Consider the following 22,748-nt stretch of genomic DNA (forward strand, 5'->3'; position numbering starts at 1 on the left):
CTTTTATCGCATTTTTTACAATTATAGCTACAACTTCGACGCATTTATAAGCAACTTTGATAAAACAGAGTTAACGAAAGATCTCAATATTGTTAACGCCATTTTAAATAACTATCACTAACACCTATTGGAAATGCAAAAAGGTTTCACTCAAATTTATAAACAAGCTGTGCTATAGGTTGTGTTTATGCCTATAACCCCCACCCTATTTTAAACAGCGCAGATGCAACCGTGTTTAGCGACGCGCTTTTACATTCGATAAGCCGTCGACCATTTGTGCTTATAACAGGAGGACATCATGTCAACATACAAAGCTATTACACTCGTTAATCGCCCTCATGACAGAAAAATTGGGCCACACTTATTTGAAAGCAAAGAGCTCGAAATTCCCACGCCTAAAGACGGTCAAATTTTGATAAAGCAAACTCACATGTCTTTAGACCCTGCGATGTTAGGTTGGATGAGTGAAGACAGAGAGAGCTATATTCCACCTGTGGAGCTTGGCGATGTAATGCGCTCAAGCGGTGTGGGCGAAGTGGTTGAGTCTAACAACCCTAATTTTTCGGTTGGCGACAAAGTTATGGGAATGACTGGCTGGAGTGAATATGTGCTCAGCGACGGTTCTGGTTTTAACAAACTTCAGCCTGGCATTACTGAAGAAATGGCCCTTTGTGTTTTTGCACTACCAGGCCTAACGGCCACAACAGGTTTATACAACTTTGGCGAACCCAAAGAAGGTGAGACACTTATTGTTACGGGTGCAGCAGGTTCTGTAGGCTCAATTGTAGGTCAGCTTGCTAAAGCAGATGGGCTGCGTGTAATTGGCGTAGTAGGAAGCGAAGACAAAGCCGATTGGATTGTTAACGAGCTTGGGTTTGATGGGGCTATAAACTACAAAACTGACAATTTAGAAGAAAAGTTAGCCGAACTAACACCAAATAAAATAGACGTCTTCTTTGAAAATACGGGCGGTCCTATTCAGCAGCACATTTTTAACAGAATGAATGCCCATGGCAGAATTGTGGTATGTGGAATGATTGCCGATTACCAGTCTGAAAAGCCGTCACCGGGCCCGAACTGGATCCCGCTGATTAAAAAGCGAATTAACATTCGCGGTTTTGCTATGCCTGATCACTGGGGTGAAATCCCACAACTACTGCAAAAGCTTTCGCCTTATGTTCAACAAGGTAAAATCAAGTACCGTGCACACACTGTGGAAGGCTTAGAGAACGCCGAGAAGGGCCTAAATATGTTGTTTGAAGGCAAGAACACGGGCAAGATGATTGTGAAGCTGTAAGCCAATCGTGAAAAAGCGCAGTGTTATTCTAAGCACTGCGCCTGATTTAATACAAACTGGGCTTTACCTTTTTCTTTTGCTTCGTAAAGTGCTTTATCTGCTTCGTCAATAAGGCAATCGATTGACATATTCTCGGCCGACTTGGCAAACACCACACCAATGGAACAACTCATTAAAGGATGCTTTGCATCTTGTGCATGTTCTAATGCTGCTTCTGTCCACTTATTCAAAAGTGCATCACAGTGCTTCTCAACTTGTTCTTTCTGAATGTCGCTCAATACAACAATAAACTCTTCGCCACCGTACCGACCTAATATGTCTGTCTCTCGCTTAAAGACCTGCTTCATAATGCGGGCTTGTATTTTTATGGCTTCATCACCCTGCTGATGACCAAAACTGTCGTTATATTTTTTAAAGTCGTCTAAGTCGAGCATCATCACGGCCATCGACACTTTATGACGCTTACTCAACGCCAACAGTTTTTCACTCTGCTCTCGTAACGCACGCCGATTCAATAAATCAGATAAGGGGTCAAATTTGCTAAGTTTAAGTAGCCTGTCATTGGTTTCTTTTAACATGCGTACGCTGCGATCTAACCGATAACGGGCATAGACACAAATAAACAAAGACCCAGATACAAATGCCATTGAAATTGGAACTCTGTCACCATAAACCGGCGCAACCCACATTAACCCCAAGAAACCCAGAATGTTGATGACGTTGGCTGCTAGCGCTAATTTAAAGGCAATACCCAGCGCAAACACACAGAAGAAAGCATATAAAATGGTGCCCTCGTAGGGGAAAATGAAGCTGTGCTCTTCCCAGCAAACCCATATTAACCAGTAGTTGCTGTAAGAAAGCGCAATAAGTAACCCTGCGAAAATGTAGGCTCGATGCTGAATGAACCTGCGCCAGAAGGAGAGTACAACAACGACGAGTATAATAGGGAATTGAAGAAGTAAGCGATCGAATATGTACAGCTCGTACATGCTGCTTGGTAGTAGCATCAAGTCAGCAGCCATAAAGGCAAGCACAAGTACAGCACCAATGATCAGCGCAATTCTCAGCCGAAGTAGCTCGCGGGGTTTATTGATTTGCACACGCCACCTTAAGCAATAAGTTACTGTTAAAGCATCTATATATTAGCCCATGGCGAAATCTCCCACGGGCTCTTACAACTTCAAATTACTGAAGCTGCATCACTTTAACTATTATCAGTGACTTCTTGATTAAGCGCCAGTTTCGACAAACTTTCTTGCAGTGCCTCAACGGTGACTGGTTTGGTAACGATGTCGTCCATCCCTGCTTCTTTAAATGACACGTGCCGCTCTTTGAATGCTTCGGCGGTAAGCCCTATAACCGGGATTTTACTAAGCTCTCCATCAAGCTTTCGAATGCGTTTTGTCGCTTCAATGCCGTCCATCACTGGCATGTGCACATCCATGAAAACAACATCAATACCGCCCTCTTCTACTCGTGCAGCGGCTTTCAGTCCATTATCAACGTGCTCAACATCACATTTCAGCTGTTCTAAGAGTGCCTGTGCTACCACAGCATTAATGGCATTATCTTCAGCCAACAGAACTTTAATACCTTCTGGTAAGCTAGCGCGCTCTGCTTGTCGCGCGGAATCCGAATCGGCCGACGACTCCACCACGCGACGACTCTGCACCTTGGCGGTAACGGTGAAACATGAACCTTCACCTACTTTGCTCACCACCTTAATATCACCACCTAATATTTGTGCAAGCTGCTTTGCAATAGCAAGACCTAGCCCAGTGCCACCGTATTTACGCGTAATTGATGAATCGGACTGCGTAAACTTATCAAAAATATGCTCGAGTCTGTCTGGCTCAATACCAATACCGGTATCTTTAACCGCAATTACCAAATGGTTCTCGCTCACGGTATCCTGGGAAGGCTGTTTGAGTTTGGCGGAAATAGTCACCGTGCCCTTATGAGTAAACTTAATTGCGTTACTCACCAAGTTAATGATTATCTGGCGTAACTTCGTAATATCACTGGTTACTGCCACCGATTCCATGTTCTTACTTTTGTAAACCAAACGCGTACTATTGGCGCTAGCATTGGTACCCAGTAGCGTAATAAGGTCATTCAGCATTGCGTCAAGATCGAACTCTGTAACGTCAACTTCTGACATACCTGATTCAATTTTTGAGAGATCCAGAACATCGTTGATAACGGTCGCTAGAATAGACGCCGATGATTTCAAATCGCTGGCATACTGATGCTGTTTGTCGGACAGTTGCGTATCAAGAAGTAGCGTTGCTAATCCCTGAATACCGTTCAGTGGGGTGCGAATTTCGTGACTCATTACTGCAAGAAAATCCGTTTTTGCGCGGTTTGCTTGCTGAGCTTGAGCAACGTATTGCTCTATTTCACCGGACATTGCCTCAACGTCTCGCGCTAAACTACCTAACTCGTCGTTTTGCTGTAAGTCTATACTGACCTTCTTATGGTCAACCGCAATGCGACTTGCTGCTGATTTTATTTTTTCGATAGGAGAAACAACAAACACCTGTGTGACTCTTCCCATAAGCAAACTGACAATAACGACAGCAAATAGCGTCACTAATGACGTTAGCCACGCAATAGTAGATAGGAAAGATTGCAGTGCGTCAGCAGGCTGTAATACGGTAACTTTCCAATTCCATGGCGCAAATTCCGCACACGCAAATAACACGTCAGCATCGTTAATATTCGACTCACCAAAGGCGACCTTACGACTGGCAATGGTTGCGATTGTCGCATCTTCGACATTAGGAACCACAGTGTGCTCCATCGTACTAAACACTACAGTATCAGCACTCTTGTCACTGATCGCAAAGTGGCGGTCGGTGGCTTGCTGCAACGACTTTAGCTCTTCAAACACTTCCTTTTGATAGGCCTCGCGAAACACAGGCACATTCTCTAGGCCCGACTCAATAAGCAGTTCACGTCTTTCGTCAATGATCTCTAAAACGTTTAATGTAAGCGTCTGAGTGAGGAGCTGATATTCTCTTTCGCGTACTGAATCGTACGCCGTCAAATAAGCCCAATACCCAGTAAGTGCCATACCAATTAATAAAATTGGAATGTAGATAACCAGCAGTTTCGATTTAATCCGCATACTTACTTCTAATTAGGCCTTATTGATACACATGTTTTTTCGACAGCTTCAAGTAATTTGAAGGAATGGGCAACTGCAGTTTGATTGCTGTAGACACATTTACCGCTACAGTGTACGTATCCATTTTATCAACGGGAATGTCCCTCGCCGATTTTTTCTCAAGAATTAGCTTGGCTTTTCTTGCAGCTGATTTGCCAATACTCGCTGGCTCAGATACTACGCCAAGAAGCGCACCTTCTTTTACAGAGGAAATGCTTTCTGCGAATAAAGGAAGCAGTCCAGTAGCTTCTTTTACCTTTGTTACTAAGCCATTCGATTCCGCGAGCGGCCCAGATGAAAGCCAGTAACCATCCAGCTCGTTTGTTTTTTGCTGCAAGCTGTTGATGATGCTGTCAGTCATTTCAACCAGTCCATCATCGCCTTCTATATACGGTGTACTAACAGCAACAAGATTTATGTTCTCGTAGTCACCATTCAGTGCCAGAAGTTGATTAACCAAGTTACTTGACGATGGGTATGTAGAATGGACTAGACCGATGGTAAAAAGCGATGAGGGCTTAGACGCTCTGAGCACGCCCTCTAACATATCTAGCTTTACCTTTGCGTCTAGCACGTGTGACTCGCCCGTCATGTTGCGTTCACTAACCGCACCAATAGCAGAAACTATTCCTTCTTCAACCGGTGCTGAGACCGCCATAAACAGCTTAGGTACATCAACAAACGCTTCAGACGCATTCAGCGCTCTGGTGGCAAGAGTCGCCACCGATACAATAAGGTCAGGCGCTGGGTTTTGTGCAAGCTCGGTAAGTATCTCCTTAGCACGAACTTCAGAGCCTTCGGCGTTATACGATGTTACGTTAATCTCGTGTTCGGGCATAATCCGCGCAAGTTCCTTTTCGAACTCGGCCCGCGAATCAGCGACAATTGGAACAGGCAGTGTTTCAAGAACAATTAGGTCCAGGGTTTCTTTCGCAAAAGCAGCACTAGCGCCCCACATCAAAGAAGATAAAGCTAAAAGAAGGGAAAACCAGACCTTTGTCATGACTGTGAACCTAACACAACTAACTGAAAATACGCACATATAGACGTATCATAAAGTTATTCGAAGGTCATTCATAGTGGAAGTTATAACCAAATATTCAATACTGGGAATAGCTTTCTAAAAACTAAGATGCGATTTCCGCAAATGCGTTAACACTAAACAGGCGCGCTTCTATATCGTAAATCGGCATCGACACGATAATTTCATCAACACCCGTCGCTTCAACAAACTGAGCTAGCTTGTTTTGCACTGTTTCTTTCGACCCTACCAACGCATACCTCAATACATTCGATAACATTGCTTCGTCAGTCGCCGTACAATATTCTTCAAAGTCAGGCATAGGCTTAGCGAAAGGCCTGTTAAGACCACGTCGCATGTTCATAAATTGCTGCTTCACTGACGTGAATAGGAGTTCAGCCTCTTCATCGGTTTCAGCAATCACCACCATTACACCAGCCATTGCTTTTGGCGCTGATAACTGAGGCGACGGTTTGAACATATTGCGGTACACATGAAGCGCATCGAATAGCGCATCGGGCGCAAAATGCGAGGCGAACGAATATGGCAGCCCCATCTTTGCCGCCACCTGTGCACTGTACAAGCTAGAACCAAGTAACCACAAGGGCACGTGGGTATTCGCCCCTGGAACTGCAACAATCGGCTGCCCGTCTTGCGGTGTACCCAAGTAGTGCTGAAGTTCCTGAATATCTTCTGGGTAACTGTCCACATCGCTTTGCAAATTACGACGAAGCGCGCGTGCGGTTGCCATATCAGTGCCTGGTGCACGGCCAAGTCCAAGCTCTATGCGATTGGGAAATAATTCAGCCAAGGTGCCAAACTGTTCAGCAATGACCAAAGGTGCATGGTTAGGCAGCATAATACCGCCCGCACCAACTTTAATGGTAGCGGTGGCGTTAGCAATGTGCGTTAACACTACTGAGGTGGCAGAACTGGCAACACCATGCATGCCGTGATGCTCGGCTAACCACACACGTTCATAGCCACTGCGCTCTGCCTCCATAGCCATTAGCTTTGAATTATTCAGCGCGTCTTTTACGCCAAACCCTTCTGATATCGGCGCTAAATCTAACAGTGAATAAGGTATCGCCATGTTGCCTCGCAATGTTTAAACCGTGTCATTACTTATAAGTATGACCTTACTTCCTGTTTTACAACGGCGCTGCATAGCAAAGTAAGACGGATGGAGAGGGTTTATCGATGAAGTGAAGGTTGTTTAAAAAGCAGTGAGGCTTAAACCTGGGGCACGCTGTTTGACTGCAGGCCAATATTCACCTTAGTTAAATAAGAAAGCCTGCGATTTAGTCAATCGCAGGCTTTGTATGTGAGCGTTACTAAGTGTGTTAGCAGCGGGCTTTACTCTACCGTAACCGACTTCGCCAAGTTACGCGGCTGGTCAACGTCGGTGCCCTTAATTAGCGCTACGTAGTAGCTCAAAAGCTGTAGTGGCAAGGTATAAATGATAGGTGCGATTGGTTCGTCGCAGTGCGGTACGTCGATAACGCGCATGGTTTCATCACCTTCAAACGCCGCATCTTTATCCGCAAATACATACATGATGCCGCCACGGGCACGTACTTCTTCAACGTTCGACTTTAGCTTCTCGAGGAGTTCGTTGTTCGGTGCAACCACAATAACGGGCATTTCGTCATCAATAAGCGCAAGTGGGCCGTGTTTCAATTCCCCAGACGCATACGCTTCCGCATGAATATAAGAAATCTCTTTAAGCTTTAGCGCCCCTTCCATGGCAATAGGATATTGGTCGCCACGACCTAGGAACAAGCTGTGGTTCTTATCTGCAAATTCTTCAGCTAAATCTTCAATGCCACCAGTTATCGCTAAGGTCTCTTCAAGCTTTGCTGGTAGACTATGAAGCGCAGAGACAATAGCTTTGCTGTCAGCGTCTGTCATGCCGTTTTCTTTGCCCAGTGCTAGGGTAAGCATTAAGAACGCTGTGAGCTGAGTAGTGAAAGCTTTGGTAGATGCTACGCCAATTTCCGCGCCAGCGCGGGTCATAAATGCAAGGTCTGACTCGCGTACTAATGACGAACCCTGAACGTTACAAATAGTCAAACTAGACATATAGCCCAGCTCTTTTGCTAAGCGAAGGGCAGCTAACGTATCGGCTGTCTCACCTGATTGAGAGATAGTAATAAGCAGGCTGTTCGGGTGCACTACTGACTTGCGGTAACGAAACTCCGATGCAATTTCTACGTTGCAAGACACATTTGCATATTGTTCTAGCCAATAGCGCGCCGTCATACCCGCATGGTAGCTGGTACCACAGGCAATAATTTGTACATGCTGTACTTTTTTGAATATCTCGTCAGCACCTTTACCAAATATGTCAGCGGTAAGTCCGTTTTCGTCAATACGATCTTTAAGCGCATTACGCACAACGGTTGGCTGCTCGTGAATTTCCTTGAGCATGTAGTGGCGGTAACCCGCTTTGTCACCCGCGTCGTGCTCGATATTCGACTCAATCACTTCGCGTTCAACGGCATTGCCGTATTTATCGAAGATCTTAACATCGCGACGAGTAATCTCTGCCACATCGCCTTCTTCTAAAAAGATAAAGCGGCGTGTCACTGGCAATAATGCCATTTGATCTGACGCAATGAAGTTCTCGCCAAGGCCTAAACCAATTACAAGCGGGCTGCCCGAACGTGCAACCACTACGCGACTAGGATCTTCTTTATCCATGATGACGGTGCCATACGCACCGTGGAAGGTTTTAACGGCACTTTGTACAGCGTCTAGTAAAGTCTTACCTGACTTAAGCTCTTCGTGTACGGTGTGGGCAATGGTTTCTGTGTCGGTGTCGCTGGTAAAGGTATAGCCCTTCTCTTTTAACTGTGCTTTTAAGTTAACATAGTTTTCAATAATACCGTTGTGAACAACAGCTACACGTTCAGTTGAAAAGTGTGGGTGCGCATTCGCTTCAGTCACACCACCGTGTGTTGCCCAACGGGTATGAGCAATTCCAGTTGTGCCCAAAGCTTCACCTTCTGCAACCGCATCAGCAAGCTCTTGTACTTTGCCTGTACGGCGAATACGCGTAAGCGTGCCGTCGCCTTGCAGTAGCGCTACGCCAGCTGAATCATAGCCGCGATACTCTAGCCTTTTTAAACCTTCTAATAGGATTTCAACTACGTTACGCTCAGCTACAGCGCCAACTATTCCACACATGATTATTCTCCACTTGGCGCTGCAATAAGTACTGTCACGCCCTGATTTTCAATATTAAGTTTGTCTTGTTCACTAATGCCTTCATCAGTGATCAAAACAGAAATGTTTTTCCAGCTTAGCTCTAGGTTAGGCATTTTATGCGTTAATTTCTTTGAACTGGCTACTATAACCACCTTACTCGCCGCCACAGCCATGGCGCGGGTTACACCAATAAGCTCGTTAAAAGTGGTGGTGCCTCTGGTGACATCTATGCCCGCGGCACCAATAAACGCAATGTCAAAACTATAGGCACTAACCAACTGTTCAGCCATCGCGCCTTGAAACGACTGAGATTGGGCATCCCATGTGCCCCCTACCATTAACACCGTCGGCTCTTTTTCACTTTGAGTAAGGTAATTGGCGGTTGATAACGTGTTGGTCATTACCACTAAATCATCGATATGTGATAAATGGGGTAAGATGGATGCGGTGGTAGACCCGCAGTCTATAACGAGCTTATTGCCCGGTTTGACCAAGCTCGCTGCAAGTTGGCCTATAGCGTTAATTGCTGGGCTAGTAGTTGAATTCGTGAAAGGGTCACTGGTAATAAACTGAGATGGCCCAGCATTTGAGTTGGTAGATGATGGTACAGGCACTGCGCCACCAAACTGTCGAATCAGTAAACCTTGCTGCGAAAGGGCTGCGAGATCTTTTCTAATGGTGACTTCAGACGTAGCAAAACGCACGGCCAAATCTTCAACTTGAGATTGACCATGCTCTTTCACCCACGCCACTATCTGCTGGCGGCGCTGTTCAACCGATTTACTACTTTTCAATATAACCTCATGCTCTTACCGCCCTCTCGCTAAACCTTCCTGTACGCGTTGTTCCAATTGAGAACAGGCCATGAAAGTCAGCAAAACAGTCCGCAAACACACCTTCAATATTCAACCATAACTTTCAAAACGAAAGCTATTAGTTTTAAAGTGAAAGCATCGTAAGTTAAATTGAAACGACGATCAAGATAATTGTTTAATTAAACGCCAGCGACTTCTTTTGAGCACTCGCTTTTATGGCTAGCTCAATGACTTTGATAACAGGTACGACCGTACTCGCGTCAGCCGGCGAGAATTTACCGTCTTCAATAGCGTGAGCAAGGCGATTGAAAAACGTGAGATATTCACCCTTCAATGTTGTCACCGTCTCTTCAACTAGCTGGCCGCTTTCATTGACCACAGCAAGCACGCCATGCTCGTTATCTTTTGTAATCGCCCAGTGTTCATCATCAAAGGATAGCTCTGCACGCAATTTATCTTCTTGCGGATCTAAATAGAACTTTCGAAAGCTGCCTTTTGTGCCTTGCAAGTCGTAGCGCAATGTTGCTCCTGCCTGAAAAGCTGAACTACCTAGCTTTACAACTTTATCAACATAGTGAAGTGTTACATCGAACGTGTCATCTGACTGCCCATTTTCACGCAAGGCCTGTATGCTTGCCGACACTTCTTCCGGCTCGCCGAATAGCTGTATCGCTTGGTCTACTAAATGCGGGCCTAAATCCCAGAAGATACCGCTTCCTGGCCCTGCATTTTCACGCCATCTGTCTCGTGGTACTGGGCGAAATCGATCGAAGCGGCTTTCCAAACGTTTAATGTCGCCAAGTTTTCCATCGTTAATTAGCTGCTTAATCGTAAGAAAATCGCCATCAAAACGTCTGTTGTGATAAACACAAAGCTGTTTATTTTGAGAATGTGCAAGCTCTACTAAAGCTTCTGCCTCTTCACTATCTAATGTAAATGGCTTTTCTACCAATACGTGACAGCTGTGCTCTAATGCCAGTTTCGTCTGTGGTCCGTGAAGGTGATTTGGGGTTGTGATAACCACCAAGTCTACATCGTGAATTTTAAGCGCTTCTTCCAACGAGCCATACACTTCAGCATGGGGTAAAACTGCGTTAACCACATCAGGTTTTGAAGAGATAACCACATCGACAGAGAACTGCGGTAGATAATTGAGAAATGGCAAATGAAAGGTTGTGGCGGAAAATCCAAAGCCAACCAGAAGTGTAGATATCATCGCATATCCTTGTGTAACGAGAATTAAGAGGTAAGTAAACACACACTATCAGTAATGATAGATAGGGGAAACCTTAGATAGTTCATTATTTAGAAGACAGATAGCTGAATGAGTTGCGTTTACAGCGACACAGTAGACGTTAATTTAAGCCCTCTGATTTTGTCATCTTTCTGACTGGGCGATAGTTTGATGGGACTGAAGAAGAAACTGGGCTAGCTAATCACTATTTGTGTTTGCCAGCCCTATCTCACCATGTAACCCGTTAGCGAACTTTAATAAGGATACGTCTTTATTTTTTTGTCGGGCGCGGCCAATTTGGAATATTGCGCTGCTTACCGCGGGCAACGGCTAGCGCGTCTTCGTCTACGGTTGACGTGATCACGGAACCAGCACCTACAGTAGCCCCTTTGCCAATGTTTACAGGCGCGACAAGCGACGAGTTTGAGCCGATAAAGGCATTTTCGCCGATGACGGTTTTGGACTTGTTCACACCGTCGTAGTTACAGGTAATAGTGCCTGCGCCAATGTTCGCTTTGGCACCCACTTCTGCATCGCCTAGGTAGGTTAAGTGATTTGCTTTGGCGCCCTCGCCTAAAATAGCCTTCTTCATTTCCACGAAGTTACCCACTTTGGCATTTTTCTGCATTACTGCACCAGGGCGTAGTCGAGCGAAAGGCCCGACCGTACAGGCTTCACCCACACTAGCTTCTTCAACAATAGAATTAGCTTCAATTACAGTGTTATCGGCAATAGTACAGTTGCGCAGAATACAGTTTGCACCAATGTTGACGTTGCTACCAAGTGTCACCTTACCTTCAACAATAACGTTAACGTCGATAATTACGTCGTTACCGGTTTCAAGCTGGCCGCGTAAGTCAAAACGAGCAGGATCCAGCAAGGTCACGCCATTGGTCATTAGCTCCTCGGCTTGGCGACGCTGAAGCGCGCGCTCCAGGTTAGCTAACTGCAAACGATTATTAACGCCTTCCACTTCTACCGCAGACTGTGGCTGTGCTGACTGAATTCGCTTGCCTTCGGCCGCTGCCATAGCAATAACGTCGGTAAGGTAATACTCACCTTGCGCGTTATCATTGCTTAACTCGCCCAACCAGCGCTTAAGATCAACGCCAGACATCATCATCATACCGGTGTTAATTTCTTTAATTTCACGCTGGGCATCAGTGGCGTCTTTGTGCTCAACTATCGCGGTAATGTTGTCATTCTCACGAATAATACGGCCCATACCTGTGGGGTCGTCTAGATTTACAGTGAGCAGTGCTAAATCACAGCTCTCCTTCGCAGCTTTTAACGCACTTAGTGTCTCTTCGCGAATAAGTGGCGCGTCGCCAACCAGAACAAGCACGTCTTCATTGTCTTTAATATGAGGTGCCGCTTGCTGAACAGCGTGGCCTGTACCTAACTGTTCGGCCTGTAAGCACCAGTTTAGATTGTCTTCAACAACCGTTGCCTTTAGTTGGTCGCCGCCATGACCGTAGACCAAATGAATATTGTCAGCACCCAGTGATTTTACTGTGTTGATAATTCGCTGCACCATAGGCACACCACCTACTTTGTGTAACACCTTGGGTAACGACGATTTCATACGAGTACCTTTACCCGCCGCTAAAACAACCACTGAGAAAGCCATATAATTCCTTTATTTCGCAAAGAGAATGAAAATCGGAGCATAGTGTAACCAAGGGAATAGCATATGTCAGCGGTTCATTCGTGATAAAAAGCTATTTGCAGAGTGCGAAAACTAGGTGTTTTCCTTCATTGTTATTTAGTCTAAAGTTAATGATAGTCACCTAGTAGTTCAATATTGCAACAGGTATACTTACCATTATAGGTAAAGTTCAGTCAGGCAAGGGAGCATGCGCAGTCTGTGAACACATTTAGAACACTGCATAGAAGCATTTTAGTGTTATTCGCGGTAGTGGTTATCGCTATCGTTACACTGGTACATTTTAGTATTTCCAAGATTGTTGCCGAGCAGAGTCGCGCGCAACAACAGTCACTTTCGCCCGCAATCTCACTTATTGTGGAGCAACTTTTAAAACCACTCCATATTTCAGAAGCTTTGGGGCATTCCACCGAGTTAGTAGACTTGATGGATGGAGAAACGATTGACCAAGAGGCTGTTTTCAAAACATTGGATCGTCTTGAAAACGAGTTTGGGTTGTCTTTCTTTATTGCCAGCGAGGCAGACAGAAAACAATATAATTCTGATGGCAGCATAATTAACCTGATTGAAGGGGAAGTAAGCTGGTATTTCAAGTACAAGGACTACCCTACCGATGCCGTGGCAGATATCGGTAAATGGGAAGACACCCATTTCTATATTGATATAAAGATCCACGATGAAGATGGCCGCTTCTTGGGCTTCTTTGGTGTTGGAAAGAGTCTGCGCAGTTTTATCGAGGTCTTCGATACCTATAAGCAAGAGTACGGCTACGACTTTTTGTTTGTAGATGGTGAGGGTGACATTATGCTGTCTTCTGATCCTAATCTTATTGCGTCTTACTCTGATTTTACCAATTTGTCAGAATTGCCTTGGTATGCCAGCCTTCCCCTTACTATCCAGAACGAGCAGGCACTCAACAATAAATTAGTGACTATCGACCAGAATGATTACCTTATTGCCGAAGTAAAACTTAATCAATTTGGTTGGACGGTGTTTTTACTTAGTCCACTTGAAGAACGCCAGGCTGAAATTTCACAAGCATTTATATTCAGCGTTGTAACACTACTGGTTGTTGTATTCTCGCTGTTTTTGCTTATCTACAATCTGTTGTATTACTTCAGAAAAGACATGCAGCCAGATCTGGTTGTTCGCCATACTAACCGTCTTCCAGAAAAAGAGAATTTACAGCTTATCTACAAAACGTTGCTGGCTGAACATAAGTCATTAAGCGTGATGCTTATTAGCATTGATGAGTTTTCTGACATTGTCGACGCTCACGGCAGAAACGCAGGCGACGACTTATTAGATAAAGTTGTGGCCTACTTGGCTGAGCACTTGCGCGAGCAGGATGTATTGGGACGCTGGAGCAGTGCAGAATTCATTATTCTATTGCCACATACCGGCCCGCATGTGGCTTTTGATATGGCACAAAATCTTCGTCACGGCATCGCTACCTTGCCGCCGCTACAAGAGTTACCAGAACTGCTTATTACAGCGTCTATTGGTATATCTTACACCGCGTCACCGCGCGCTATGCACGAAGTAACCGCGCACGCGGAAGACGCGCTTTATCAAGCCAAGCGCGACGGCAGCAACTTAGTAAGAATGCAGCTAATAGACTAGCCCAGGTTTGATTCAATCTAAGCAGGTTTAACCTTAAGGCGTTTTCTTTTGAGAACTCCTGTGGTTAACGCCACACCGAACAAAATCATTAAACCGCCCACAATGGTTTGAATTGATAAGTGCTCTTGCAAGAATAGTACACCCCAAATAATGCCAAATAGTGGTACTAGGTAAGCTACAGTAATGGCTTTGGCTGGGCCGATGTCAGCTATGAGTTTGAAATACAAGATATACGCTATGCCCGTGCCACCGACAGCCAGCGCTACCGCATTTACCCATGCATTAACGCTTGGCATTGTTTCTGGCAAGGTCGCAAGCGCGAATGGTGCTAGCATCACGCTGGCCATAGCCTGACTACCTGTAGCGACAACCAGAGGTTTAACCCCCTGCAACCATTTCTTCATCATACACGCGGCTATGCCGTAGCCAGTGGTGGCCAATAATGCAGTCAAAATAGGAAGAAAACTAATATCGCCCTCGCCAAGCTTTTGCTGACTAATAACGGTTACGCCTACAAAGCCTACAAAAAGCCCCGCTACTGCTGACTTTGTTAGTTTGTCACCTAACCACAGCCAAGCGACAATGGCGCCAAACATGGGAGCCGTGGCATTTAAAATGGCATTAACGCCTGCCTCTAAATGCAGGCTGCTGTAATTAAACAGGACGAAGGGAACCGCCGTGTTAGCCATGCCCACCAGCGCAATAGCCAACCAGTGGCGCTTTATGTCTTTTACCGACCCTCGTATTAACAGCAATGGTAGCAATACCGCTGTAGCAAGCACGGTACGAATGGCTACTAATACATAAATGCCAAATTCTGGTGCGGCAACACGCATGAAAATAAATGAACCGCCCCAGATACCGGCTAACACAAGCAGCGAGATAATGTCTCTTATTGCCATTCTTTTATCACCATTTTCTTATCACCCATTCTTTTATAGCCCCAGCACCCCTTGGGCTCCTTCTAAATTAAGTAAATACTGCTTACGCGGTAAACCACCTGCATAGCCCGTTAGGGTTTTATTACTTCCGATTATACGATGGCAAGGCACAACAATAGCAATAGGGTTACGACCATTTGCCATACCCACGGCGCGGACAGCTTTTGGGTTGCCAATGGCTTTTGCGATATCTAAATAGCTAGCGGTTTCGCCGTATTTAACGTGCTGCAAGGCATCCCACACCTGATTCTGAAACGCCGTACCTTTAGGGCAAAGCGGTAGGTCAAACTCGCGTAACGTACCGTCAAAGTATGCCTGTAATTGACTGCACGCTGCTTCGGTGATGGCGTTTTTTTGCGAATGAAAGCCGTTGCTTAGCATGCTTTCTTGCGCTGCAGTTTCTCTGCCTATAACCCCCGGCTTCGCGTTGGCCGTATTATCTGATTCAGCGGCACTCACGAACTCGATAGCCGTTATGCCTTTATCAGTGGCTTCAACTTTAACAAGCCCCTGTATGCTGTTCACGAAATCTGTATATTTCATACTTACGACTCTCTTTACTGATTGCTTAAATGCCACAATTGAAGGGTTAAATAGCTGCGCCAAGGTGCCGCTTTTTCAGGCGCTATGGGGTACTGCTGCGCCATTTTACGAACGATTAAATCACCGCCAAGGTAAATATCAGGGTTTCTCTCCCCGCGCATTTTTAAATAGTCGAGCGTCCACGGCCCCACGCCTTTAATGGCGAGTATGTCTTCATGGCTTGGCATGTTACCGTTTATGAATAAACGAGCAAAGTGACGTACGGCCTCTTTTCTCGCCTGTGGCATACGTAAGAATTCAAGACTGTTTTCGGCCACACTTTCAGGCGAGGGAAAGCTGTAGCGTTCACTCGTTATAGATTCAAGACCGTTTGACGGGAGCGCATCAGATACCGTTTCGCCCAGCTGATGTACCAGTAAAGTCACCTGGCCAATAGCCGCTTTTACACTAACTTGCTGGCCTACAATAGCCCGGCAGCCGCTTTCAAATACGCTCCATGCACTGGGAAGGCGTAGCCCAAGCGTTAACTTGCTCGGCGGTAACCCAGACTGCAATAGGCTTTGTTCAATTAAAAGCGGGTCAGCGTGAAGATCTAGTACCTGCTTAATGTTTTCAATTATCGTATGAAGACGACCTAAATCAGGCATGTCGATGAGAAGTTTGAATCCGTGGCGCGCCTCGTCGTGAATGGCTTTAAAAAAGCCTAAACTTTCATTGCATGAAAAGTATCGTTCATAGCTCTCGTTCGTTACTCGTTCCATGCCTTCAATAGCGCGGGTTGCCAAGAAATCTCGTACATAGGGCCAATTGTACGGCGGCCGATAAGAAAGAAATAAAGAGATAGCCTTTTGTTGAACCTGCTCTTTTTTTCTAAGCTGGGTAGGAGACGTAGCGCAATATTGCTCTATGGCACGCTGCAGTTGTCTCAGTGATTGATAGCCTGCCGAAATTGCGATATCTGTCATAGATAAATGAGTTTGTTGAATAAGCTGCTTTGCAAACAAAGTGCGCTGCATATTTTGAAACTGCTTAGGCGGTATGCCCACAGCATTGACGACCAACTTATTAAGGTAACGCTCACTAATACCCAACCGCATAGCAATATCCGCAACCCGCTCAATGGGAATAACAGATAGCAGCGACAACGCTCGGTTAATCGTTGCGCCCACGCCTTTCCACGCCGCTGAACGAGGTGCACTGTCTGGTCTGCAGCGAAAACATGGACGATAACCATGTGCCATTGCCTGTGTGGCGTGTTGAAAGTAAGTAACATTCTCTTCTTTAGGAAGTCGCGCTGGACAGATTGGCCTACAAAAAATACCGGTTGTTTTTACCGCCACAAAAAATCGTCCGTCAAAGCGCGGATCTCTGCTAAGTCTTGCTTTTGAAAGCACTGACTCAGCAGTTGTTGAGTTTTCTGAAGCCCCCATGTCTGAGACAAAAAGATTGTCTGGCATTAGAATGCGCTTCCCACCTGTCGTTTATCACCTTTATCTAGTGTATCGTGCATTGGCTCTGTTGGTGCGACAAAATCAGAACTCAATAATTACAAATCTTGCTAGTCGAACTTCTCTTCCTTTCTTGCATATTCTTACAACGGTTCGCTTACCGCTAGAATAAATCAAATCATTGAAGAGATAGTGAGCATAATTAGCGACATTTGATCATTGGAGCAGCTAAACGCATAATAATGCGATAATAATAATGAGCGCCTGATGGATGTATCAGAAAACCACAGGCTTAACGAGCTGACTGTATGCTGAACTCTTTGCGCACCTTCAAGCTGCGCCTGTCTAAAATTTGGCTGATAGCGATGCTAATGGTCATTACACAAAGCGCTTTTGCGGATTGGCTTGATGACTATGCTAGTTACGTTCAAAAGGAAGCCTCAAAATACAACGTGCCTGGTTATGCGTTTGTGTTTTATGAACAGGGCAAAGCGCCAAGGGTTTACGTATATGGAAGTACCCGCAAACGCGGCGGAGAGAAAGTTACAGAGAACACAGTATTCAGGCTAGCTTCTGTTTCAAAAACCTTTACTGCGTTGTTGTCAGCTAAACTTGTAGAAAAAAACCAGCTTAGCTGGGAAACACCGATAACCACCTTATTACCCGACATTCCTTTTAAAGGCAAAGGAATGAATGCGCTGCAACTGCAACATATCGTTGGCCAATCTAGTGGCTTTATGCCCAACGCTTACGACAACCTTATTGAAGCTGACTACTCGCTGGAGCGCGTGCTTAAATCCCTGGGCGAGCTTGAACCACTGTGTGCGCCGGGTGAATGCTATACCTATCAAAATGCACTCTTTGGTGCGCTGGAATACTACTTCAGCAACAATAATACCTCTTACTCACGACAGCTTCAGGCCAACCTGTTTGCACCACTAGGTATGAAAACAGCCAGTGTTGGAAAAGGCGGATTGCTTGCATCAGAATCATGGGCTCAACCTCATATTGCTATCGCCAGAAATAAATGGCGCGAAGGAAAGGTAGAAAGCAACTACTACCGGTTCTCTCCAGCTGCTGGCGTTAACGCTAGCATTTCAGATATGACGATTTATCTGCAAGCGCTGCTAGGCGAGTTCCCAACGGTCATATCCGATGAAATGGTGGACTATGTCACTACAGAGCGCGTGAAAACGAAGCGTGAAACCTACCGCAGAGGTTGGCGCGGCATGATTGACGATGCTCACTATGGTTTGGGTTGGCGTATTTACGACTTAAATGGATTACAGCTTAACTATCATGGGGGTTGGGTAAAAGGCTATCGTGCTGACGTGGCGTTTTTGCCTGAACACAAAGTTGGCTATGTGATGCTGATGAATGCAGAGTCGAATATGATTAATTCAACGACAGCCGAGTTTTGGAAGCGTTACTTGAAAAAAGCCGACGCAGATAAGTAATATCGGCATCGGCTTTTCGGTACTTTCATTCAGATATTAAACGCTACTGTTTTAGATAGGTATAACCTGCTAAACAGTTTTCGTAAAAATCAGTCCAGCGAACCCCTTCACGAGGATTCAATTTTCCGTCCCACACTTGCTTGTCTATCATGCGTTTTACGTCTGATGCCATTGCGCGCGGGTTATACTGCATAACGTTAAGTACATCTTCTACCGATGAACCCTTCACCACTTCTTCAATGTAAAAGTCTTCAGGATCGTCGTCATAGCTGTAAATATGCACTTCATTTAAGCGACCAAACAAGTTGTGCATGTCGCCCATAACGTCTTGATAAGCGCCCGTTAAGAACAAACCAATATAGTACGGCTCATCTTTCTTAAGTGGGTGCATTGGCAGTACGTCAGTAATTTCACGGCCAATAGTGAACTGATCAATTTTACCGTCGCTATCACAGGTAATATCCACCAGCGAGCAATTGACCGTTGGCTCTTCATTCATACGAATAAGAGGCACTACCGGCAGCAGCTGGTCGATGGCCCATGTATCAGCAGCCGACTGGAATACAGAGAAGTTACAAAGGTACTGAGACGACAAACTGTAATCTAGCTCTTGAAGCTCTTCTGGAACATATTCTTCGTTGCGATACCACTGCTGTAAGCGACCCATAATTTGCCAGTACAGCGTTTCGATTTTGCCCAGCTCTTCAAGTGACAACACGCGTAATTTAAATGCATCTAGCGCTTGCTCTTTATACTGCGACGCATCGTTGTAAATTTCATGCATGTTCGTTTGTTCATCAAACGTGTCTGCAAGTTCGCGCATATTCTTAAGGAAGAAGTGTTCACCCGCTTTTGCTGATGTATCCATTTGCGACGCATTCGACTTAATTTCGCCCACAATTTCCGTGATAACACAGCTGTGATGCGCAGTGATTGCACGTCCACTTTCACTAACCAGATGCGGATGCGGTACGCCTTCAAGGTCGCACATTTCCTTCATGCCATAGACAACGTCAGCCACATACTCTTGCATGCTGTAGTTACGCGACGATTCATTAGTTGAATTACTGCCGTCGTAATCGATACCAAGGCCACCACCTACATCAACATAATCTAGCTCGAAGCCCATTTTGTGAAGGTCTGCGTAAATACGCGCGCCTTCGGTTACCGCTTCTTTAACCGCACGAATGTCTGTTAATTGGCTACCAATATGGAAATGCAGCAGCTTTAAGCAGTGCGCCATGCCTTGCTCTTCAAGGTAGCGGGCTGCGTTAATGATCTCAGTAATGGTTAAACCAAATTTCGCACGTTCACCACCAGAGCTTTCCCACTTACCACGACCTTTCACCGTCATTTTTGAGCGCACACCAATGATAGGATCGATATCCAGCTCTTTGGCTATTTTTACCAGAAGAAGAAGCTCGGTGTATTTTTCAACTACTACCACAACGCGGCGACCCAGCTTTCTGCCTAACAGTGCTAGACGCATAACTTCGTCGTCTTTATAACCATTTAGAATAGTCAGCGACTCTTCGTTAGTATTCATGGCAAGTACAGTAAGAAGCTCGGCTTTTGAGCCTGCTTCTAAACCGTAGTTAAAAGGCTTGCCCGCATCGACAATTTCCTCAACCACTTCGCGCATTTGGTTAACTTTTACCGGATATACGCCTTGGTATTGGCCTTGGTATTCGGCTTCTTCGATGGAGCTTCTAAATGCTTTGTTCAAGCCTGCAACTTGCGAGCGCAGAATATCGTGGAAGCGCACTACAACAGGAAACTGTACGCCTTCTTTGCGGATATCTTCAATTACCGAATTAAAGTCGATTCGAATGCTAGGATCTTCAGGAACAGGGGTAATATGGACGTTGCCGTTTTCACCAATTTGAAAATAGCCGCCACCCCATTGAGACACGCCATAGACGCGCTCCGCTTCTTCGATGCTCCAATCTGACAATTTATTCACCTATTTGTAAGTGGGCTAGGCCAATACCTAGCATAGAAAGTGCGAAAATAAGCAGCGTATTATAGTCAACGTAAGACTGAACGCGATAGTTGTTGCGATATAAAATATCTATTGTCGCGACGAATTTTGTTTATCGAACGCGGGCTTTTTTAGCCTATCCAAGTTCGAACATAATCTAAAACGACGTTATCTGCTTTTTCTTCACAATGGGTTATAAACTCTGAGATGCTTTGAGTACGTTCAAGTTCAAATCCCAGTTTAATTGATGGCGCGCTAAAAAACTTTTCTGCAATGTGATCAGCATCAGTTGCTTCATCTTCCAGCCATGTCTCACTGAGCTGACTTCGCCTATCTAATTTGATGGGTGCTTTTATTTGATTGAAGGTATCAGAATTGGGGATTTGCCAACTACGCATGTCTACAAATAAGTGAAAGGGTCTGCCTTTACGGGTTTTCAAGCAATCAGAAAGCTTAGCAAGGTACTGAATGTTCGTGGACATATCCCACTTACCGCGAAGCGTGACCAAAATACAATTTCTAAACGGCTCAATATGAAAAGGGGTCGTAGACATTTACTCGTACATCTCTATGCGACTATATGAATAGCTAACTCAACATCTATAGCATTCACATACTAGAGCTGATAAGCATCAACTACAACTATAGTTGAGTACTTTATAATTAAGTTTAATACCCAACAAAAAGGCCTGTGTTTAAACAGGCCTTTATAGAAGATGTATCAAAAAGATACGCTGTATTAGTCGTCTCCGAACTCGCGAATAATGCTGTTAATAGTGTCTTTAGCGTCACCCAGAACCATGCGCGTGTTGTCTTTGAAAAACAGCGGATTGTCTACACCGGCAAAACCGGCATTCGCAGAACGCTTAAGTACAAAGACCGTTTTCGCACGGTGTGCTTCGATAACTGGCATTCCGTAAATAGGGCTGCCTTTCATCTCTTTGGCTGCTGGGTTAACTACATCGTTTGCACCGATAACAATAACCACGTCATAGTTTTCCATACGAGGGTTAACGTCATCCATCTCGTATAGTTGGTCATAAGGCACGTCAGCTTCTGCCAATAACACGTTCATGTGGCCCGGCATACGCCCCGCTACAGCGTGAATGGCGTAGTCAACCGTACAGCCATTTTCCTCTAGCAACGACTGAAGTTCACGTACCGCATGCTGCGCTTGCGCAACCGCCATACCATAACCAGGCACCACCAGTACTGCTTGCGCTGCTTCTAATACATAAAATGCATCTTGCGCCGACAGTACTTTAATCTCGCCTTCTATTTTTTCGCCGGCCTCGACTGGCTTGGCAAAGCCAGACAACAACACATTCATCAATGAACGGTTCATGGCCTTACACATAATATTGGTAAGAATTAAGCCTGAAGCGCCTACTAGTAAACCGGTAACAATCAATATTGTGTTACCTGTAGCAAGACCTGCCGCCGACGCTGCTACACCTGAGTAGCTATTTAAAAGCGCAATAACCACCGGCATATCTGCACCACCAATTGAAATGGTAGCCCACAAGCCGAAGCTTAGTGACAACGCAATAGCACAGTAAATCCAAAGTGGGTTGCTTGGGTCGGTAGTAAAGAAATAACCTATCACCACCATGCCAATTAGATGCAAGATGCTTAGCTCGCGAAGCCCTGTGAAAATAACGGCTTTAGAGCTCATTTTTCCTGACAACTTACCCCAGGCTACCACCGAGCCAGAGAACGTAATACCCCCAACTAAAATTGTGAAAAACAGGGTAATAAAAGTGAACGCACTTTCAGTTTTAAGAGTAATTAGGCTCATTCCGGCTAATGTTGCCCAACCCAGAAGCAAGGACGCTGCGCCACCAAAGCCATTAAATAACGACACCATTTCTGGCATTGCCGTCATTTCAACGGTCTTGGCTTTCCACGCACCAAAGGCGCCACCAATAACAAAACCTAGCAGGATGTAATGATAGCTAATGATCTGCTGGTCAAGCAGGGTGACGACGACAGCAACCAGCATACCAATGGCAGAAATAAAGTTACCTTTTTTCGCGGTATCTGGATGGCTAAGTAACTTAAGTCCTAGTATAAATAGTGCCGCAGCTACTACGTACGCAAGGTTTATTACGGTTACGATATCACTCACTTGCGTACTCCTTATTTATCTTTTTTCTTGAACATGCCAAGCATGCGATCAGTAACGAGATAACCACCCACCACGTTGATGCTGGCCAGCGCCACAGCTGCGGTACCAAGAATGGTCGTTAGCAAATTGTTGTCGCTACCCGAGGCTACCAATGCTCCCACTAACGTAATACCCGATATCGCGTTAGAGCCTGACATTAAGGGTGTATGTAAGGT

Annotated in this window: 18 protein-coding genes; 3 read left to right on the forward strand and 15 right to left on the reverse strand. The window is 45.3% G+C overall.

The window, feature by feature from the left end:
- The first annotated feature begins 298 nt into the window (after positions 1–298).
- On the forward strand, positions 299–1,297 hold the full coding sequence (locus QVA83_RS22120) for an NADP-dependent oxidoreductase (RefSeq protein WP_039221630.1): 999 nt from the start codon (positions 299–301) through the stop codon (positions 1,295–1,297).
- A 23-nt stretch (positions 1,298–1,320) separates the two neighbouring features.
- Here the strand turns inward: QVA83_RS22120 and QVA83_RS22125 are convergent, their stop codons facing one another.
- The 8 genes from QVA83_RS22125 to glmU all read right to left on the reverse strand — a co-directional run bounded on the left by QVA83_RS22125 (position 1,321) and on the right by glmU (position 12,376).
- Positions 1,321–2,397, reverse strand: coding sequence for a GGDEF domain-containing protein (locus tag QVA83_RS22125; RefSeq protein ID WP_287498971.1), 1,077 nt, complete (start codon positions 2,395–2,397; stop codon positions 1,321–1,323).
- Positions 2,398–2,501: 104 nt separating this feature from the next.
- A complete protein-coding gene (locus QVA83_RS22130) occupies positions 2,502–4,427 on the reverse strand; it encodes an ATP-binding protein (protein ID WP_014951201.1) in 1,926 nt (641 codons plus the stop codon).
- A gap of 19 nt (positions 4,428–4,446) precedes the next feature.
- Positions 4,447–5,469: an ABC transporter substrate-binding protein gene (locus QVA83_RS22135; RefSeq protein WP_287498972.1), complete on the reverse strand. Its 1,023-nt coding sequence runs from the start codon at positions 5,467–5,469 to the stop codon at positions 4,447–4,449.
- A gap of 124 nt (positions 5,470–5,593) precedes the next feature.
- Positions 5,594–6,580 carry an LLM class flavin-dependent oxidoreductase gene (locus QVA83_RS22140; protein WP_075177229.1) on the reverse strand — a complete coding sequence of 329 codons (987 nt, stop codon included), beginning with the start codon at positions 6,578–6,580 and terminating at the stop codon, positions 5,594–5,596.
- Between the two features lie 263 nt (positions 6,581–6,843).
- Positions 6,844–8,676, reverse strand: coding sequence for a glutamine--fructose-6-phosphate transaminase (isomerizing) (glmS, locus tag QVA83_RS22145; protein ID WP_287498973.1), 1,833 nt, complete (start codon positions 8,674–8,676; stop codon positions 6,844–6,846).
- 2 nt (positions 8,677–8,678) lie between these two features.
- Positions 8,679–9,491 (reverse strand): DeoR/GlpR family DNA-binding transcription regulator, encoded by an 813-nt coding sequence (locus QVA83_RS22150; protein ID WP_287498974.1) that lies wholly within the window; start codon positions 9,489–9,491, stop codon positions 8,679–8,681.
- A 196-nt stretch (positions 9,492–9,687) separates the two neighbouring features.
- A complete protein-coding gene (locus QVA83_RS22155) occupies positions 9,688–10,728 on the reverse strand; it encodes a Gfo/Idh/MocA family oxidoreductase (RefSeq protein WP_287498975.1) in 1,041 nt (346 codons plus the stop codon).
- Between the two features lie 289 nt (positions 10,729–11,017).
- Positions 11,018–12,376 carry a bifunctional UDP-N-acetylglucosamine diphosphorylase/glucosamine-1-phosphate N-acetyltransferase GlmU gene (gene glmU / locus QVA83_RS22160; RefSeq protein WP_287498976.1) on the reverse strand — a complete coding sequence of 453 codons (1,359 nt, stop codon included), beginning with the start codon at positions 12,374–12,376 and terminating at the stop codon, positions 11,018–11,020.
- A gap of 237 nt (positions 12,377–12,613) precedes the next feature.
- Between glmU and QVA83_RS22165 the strand changes: the two genes are divergently transcribed.
- Positions 12,614–14,035, forward strand: coding sequence for a sensor domain-containing diguanylate cyclase (locus QVA83_RS22165; RefSeq protein WP_014977725.1), 1,422 nt, complete (start codon positions 12,614–12,616; stop codon positions 14,033–14,035).
- A gap of 17 nt (positions 14,036–14,052) precedes the next feature.
- Here the strand turns inward: QVA83_RS22165 and QVA83_RS22170 are convergent, their stop codons facing one another.
- Genes QVA83_RS22170 through QVA83_RS22180 form a run of 3 tightly spaced genes read right to left on the reverse strand, consistent with a single transcriptional unit; the run spans position 14,053 to position 16,976 of the window.
- Positions 14,053–14,937, reverse strand: a complete 885-nt coding sequence (locus tag QVA83_RS22170; RefSeq protein ID WP_014951239.1) for a DMT family transporter — start codon at positions 14,935–14,937, stop codon at positions 14,053–14,055.
- A 33-nt stretch (positions 14,938–14,970) separates the two neighbouring features.
- Positions 14,971–15,519, reverse strand: a complete 549-nt coding sequence (locus QVA83_RS22175) for a methylated-DNA--[protein]-cysteine S-methyltransferase (RefSeq protein ID WP_287498977.1) — start codon at positions 15,517–15,519, stop codon at positions 14,971–14,973.
- 14 nt (positions 15,520–15,533) lie between these two features.
- Entirely contained in the window at positions 15,534–16,976 is a 1,443-nt protein-coding gene (locus QVA83_RS22180; protein WP_287498978.1) for a DNA-3-methyladenine glycosylase 2 family protein, read from the reverse strand.
- 299 nt (positions 16,977–17,275) lie between these two features.
- Between QVA83_RS22180 and QVA83_RS22185 the strand changes: the two genes are divergently transcribed.
- On the forward strand, positions 17,276–18,424 hold the full coding sequence (locus QVA83_RS22185; protein ID WP_039229068.1) for a serine hydrolase domain-containing protein: 1,149 nt from the start codon (positions 17,276–17,278) through the stop codon (positions 18,422–18,424).
- 43 nt (positions 18,425–18,467) lie between these two features.
- On the opposite strand, the gene speA is transcribed toward QVA83_RS22185, so the two are convergent.
- The 4 genes from speA to QVA83_RS22205 all read right to left on the reverse strand — a co-directional run.
- Positions 18,468–20,378, reverse strand: a complete 1,911-nt coding sequence (gene speA / locus QVA83_RS22190; protein WP_014951242.1) for a biosynthetic arginine decarboxylase — start codon at positions 20,376–20,378, stop codon at positions 18,468–18,470.
- 158 nt (positions 20,379–20,536) lie between these two features.
- On the reverse strand, positions 20,537–20,959 hold the full coding sequence (locus QVA83_RS22195; RefSeq protein ID WP_014951243.1) for a hypothetical protein: 423 nt from the start codon (positions 20,957–20,959) through the stop codon (positions 20,537–20,539).
- Positions 20,960–21,144: 185 nt separating this feature from the next.
- Positions 21,145–22,533, reverse strand: a complete 1,389-nt coding sequence (locus QVA83_RS22200) for an NAD(P)(+) transhydrogenase (Re/Si-specific) subunit beta (RefSeq protein WP_014951244.1) — start codon at positions 22,531–22,533, stop codon at positions 21,145–21,147.
- Positions 22,534–22,544: 11 nt separating this feature from the next.
- A partial coding sequence (locus QVA83_RS22205) for an NAD(P) transhydrogenase subunit alpha part 2 (RefSeq protein WP_287498979.1) occupies positions 22,545–22,748 on the reverse strand: 204 nt, incomplete at its 5' end.

This window comes from Alteromonas sp. AO-Serp (assembly GCF_017849675.1).
In the GTDB taxonomy this organism is placed as follows: Bacteria; Pseudomonadota; Gammaproteobacteria; order Enterobacterales; family Alteromonadaceae; genus Alteromonas; species Alteromonas macleodii.

Excerpts from the sequence above, each read along its gene's own strand:
- QVA83_RS22120 (WP_039221630.1), top strand. The coding sequence starts at position 299 with ATGTCAACATACAAAGCTATTACACTCGTTAATCGCCCTCATGACAGA.
- QVA83_RS22130 (WP_014951201.1), bottom strand. The coding sequence starts at position 4,427 with ATGCGGATTAAATCGAAACTGCTGGTTATCTACATTCCAATTTTATTA.
- QVA83_RS22135 (WP_287498972.1), bottom strand. The coding sequence starts at position 5,469 with ATGACAAAGGTCTGGTTTTCCCTTCTTTTAGCTTTATCTTCTTTGATG.
- QVA83_RS22140 (WP_075177229.1), bottom strand. The coding sequence starts at position 6,580 with ATGGCGATACCTTATTCACTGTTAGATTTAGCGCCGATATCAGAAGGG.
- glmS (WP_287498973.1), bottom strand. The coding sequence starts at position 8,676 with ATGTGTGGAATAGTTGGCGCTGTAGCTGAGCGTAACGTAGTTGAAATC.
- QVA83_RS22155 (WP_287498975.1), bottom strand. The coding sequence starts at position 10,728 with ATGATATCTACACTTCTGGTTGGCTTTGGATTTTCCGCCACAACCTTT.
- glmU (WP_287498976.1), bottom strand. The coding sequence starts at position 12,376 with ATGGCTTTCTCAGTGGTTGTTTTAGCGGCGGGTAAAGGTACTCGTATG.
- QVA83_RS22170 (WP_014951239.1), bottom strand. The coding sequence starts at position 14,937 with ATGGCAATAAGAGACATTATCTCGCTGCTTGTGTTAGCCGGTATCTGG.
- QVA83_RS22175 (WP_287498977.1), bottom strand. The coding sequence starts at position 15,519 with ATGAAATATACAGATTTCGTGAACAGCATACAGGGGCTTGTTAAAGTT.
- QVA83_RS22180 (WP_287498978.1), bottom strand. The coding sequence starts at position 16,976 with ATGCCAGACAATCTTTTTGTCTCAGACATGGGGGCTTCAGAAAACTCA.
- QVA83_RS22185 (WP_039229068.1), top strand. The coding sequence starts at position 17,276 with ATGCTGAACTCTTTGCGCACCTTCAAGCTGCGCCTGTCTAAAATTTGG.
- QVA83_RS22195 (WP_014951243.1), bottom strand. The coding sequence starts at position 20,959 with ATGTCTACGACCCCTTTTCATATTGAGCCGTTTAGAAATTGTATTTTG.